General features: G+C 71.6%; 2 protein-coding genes. Both read left to right on the top strand.

Annotated elements, in window-relative coordinates; all coding sequences use genetic code 11:
* Positions 1–218 precede the first annotated feature (218 nt).
* Positions 219–896: a response regulator gene (locus HOQ08_RS11070; RefSeq protein WP_291194553.1), complete on the top strand. Its 678-nt coding sequence runs from the start codon at positions 219–221 to the stop codon at positions 894–896.
* A 7-nt stretch (positions 897–903) separates the two neighbouring features.
* The gene (locus tag HOQ08_RS11065; protein WP_291194551.1) at positions 904–2,295 is read left to right on the top strand and encodes a sensor histidine kinase; all 1,392 of its coding nucleotides are present in this window, start codon (positions 904–906) and stop codon (positions 2,293–2,295) included.
* Positions 2,296–2,473: the final 178 nt, after the last annotated feature.

Raw genomic sequence — 2,473 nt, 5'->3', positions numbered from 1 at the left:
GTCGCGTAAGGCACGGCTAAGGGTTGCGGCGGAGCATGCGCCGCAGTAGACCCCGTGCGAGTGAGCCCTCCCCGCCACGCACCGGCGTTCTTCTGACACACTTCCCCCGACGGCGGCACTTCCCGGTGCGCCGGCGCGAGCGGCAGGGTTGGGAACCATCCTGAAAGACGGGCTCTGGACAATCCGGTCACGATGGGTCAACCGCTCCAGGACCAGGCATGCGCGTTCTGATTGCAGAAGACGATGCGGCGATCGCCGCCGGTGTCGCGGCGGCGCTGCGCAACGGCGGACACGCCGTCGACGTGGTCGACGACGGCGCCCGGGCCGACGCGGCCCTGCATGACACGCCCTACGACCTGCTGGTGCTGGACCTGGGCCTGCCCAAGCTGGACGGCAGCGAGGTGCTGCACCGGCTGCGCAAGCGCGGCGGCGAAATCCCGGTGCTGGTGATCACCGCGCGCGAAGGCCTGCGCGAACGCGTGCGCGTGCTCGACCTCGGCGCGGACGACTACCTGGTCAAGCCATTCGCGCTGGACGAATTCAAGGCGCGCGTGCGTGCGCTGCTGCGCCGCGTGACCAGCAAGGGCACGCCGGAACTGAAGCTCGGCCACCTTCGGGTGGACCTGCCCGGCCGCCGCGCCTGGATCGACGAGGCGCCGCTGGAGCTGACCGCCCGCGAGTTCGGCGTGCTCGCCGCGCTGGCCACGCGGGTCGGGCGGCTGACCAGCCGCGCGCAACTGGTCGAGTCGCTGTGCAGCTGGGACCAGGAGCTCACCGACAACGGCCTGGACATCGCCGTGCACCGCCTGCGCCGCAAGCTGCGCGGCTGCGGCACCGGCGTGCGTACGATCCGCGGGCTGGGCTACATGCTCGAAGAGGGCCAGGACGTTGGCTGAGCCGACCGTGCCCCCCAAGCGCTGGGCGCAGCCGAGCCTGCGCCGGCGCCTGCTGGCGTTCCTGCTGATCCCGGTGGGCCTGCTGCTGGTGCTCGACGCCCTGCTCACCTATGGCGTTGCGCTGGCCTATTCCAACCGCGTGCACGACCGCGACCTGAGCGACGATGCTCTCTCGCTCTCGCAGATGTTGCGCAACGATCCGGTCGAGGGCCGGCTGCTGCCGCAGGCCCGGTTCCTGCTCGAATACGACCCGGACGGGCCCAACTATTTCAGTGTGGTCAGCCGGCGCCGCGGCCTGCTGGCCGACAATGCGCAGTTTCGCCAGATCGCCGCGCCGCCGGCGGACAGCCCGCCGGCGCTCTACAAATCCACGCTGGGTTCGCACACCTTGCGCGTCGCCACCGTCAGCATCCGTCCGGACTCCGATCCCACCGATATGCTGACGGTCAGCGTCGCCGAAACGCTGAGCGATCGCCATCGCCGCGCGCGCGAAATCCTGCTGATGGCGGTGCCGCTGCAGACGCTGTTGCTGCTGGGCGTGCTCTCGCTGGTGTGGTTCGGCGTGAACTACGGCCTGCGCATGCTGCAGCCGCTGACCGCGCGGCTGGCCGCCCGCGAACAGGAGATCACGCCGATCGGCGAGGCCGACGTGCCGCAGGAGATCCTGCCGCTCACGCGCACCATCGATGCGCTGTTCGCCCGCCTGCGCGACGCGCTGGCGCTGCAGGAACGCTTCATCGCCGACGCCGCCCACCAGCTGCGCACGCCGTTGGCGGGCTTGAGCCTGCACGTGGAGCGCGCGCTGGCCGACGACAGCCCACAGAACCTGCGCGATGCGCTCACCCACATGCGCCAGCTCACCCTGCGCACGGCGCGCACTTCGGCGCAGCTGCTCGCGCTGACGCGCGCGCAGTCCCCGCTGGCTGCGCCGGCGGAGCACGTGCCGGTGGACCTGGCCCGCCTGGTGCCCCAAGCCGTGAGCCTGCGGGTGCCCGAGGCGCTGGCCGCACAGATCGACCTGGGTTACCAGGGCGTGGAGGGTCCGCTGCCGGTGAGGGGCGACGCGGCCAGCCTGCAGGAGATGCTCGACAACCTGGTGGACAACGCCCTGCGCTATGCCGGCCGTGGCAGCAACGTCACGGTAGGCCTCGCACCCCTGCCCGGCGGCGGCGTGCAACTGCGCGTGGAGGACGACGGCCCGGGCGTGCCGGAGGAATGGCTCTCGCGCCTGGGCGAGCGTTTTTTCCGCGTGCCCGGCAACGCCGAGACGGGCACCGGGCTGGGTCTGGCGATCGTCCAGCGCATCGCCGAGCGGCATGGCGCGCGGGTTTTTTATCGACGCGCACCGCAGCACGGCCTCAGCGTGGACGTACACTTCCCTCCCGCCGCGGTAGTCTGATCCGCCACGCCCTGCCTACACTGCCGCATGCCCCCAGCTTCCTCTTCCTGCAACCTGTCACGGCATGGCCTCAGCCCGCGAGGGCTCGCGCTCGCCGTGCTGTGGACCGCCCTGGCCGGCTGCGCCAGCGCGCCGCTGCCGGACCTGCGCGCACCGGCGCCGGCGCAATGGCGCCATG

Origin of the sequence: Frateuria sp., assembly GCF_013362045.1 — a bacterium.
Lineage (GTDB): Bacteria > Pseudomonadota > Gammaproteobacteria > Xanthomonadales > Rhodanobacteraceae > Frateuria_A.
This window is presented reverse-complemented; position numbering and strand designations above follow the sequence as displayed.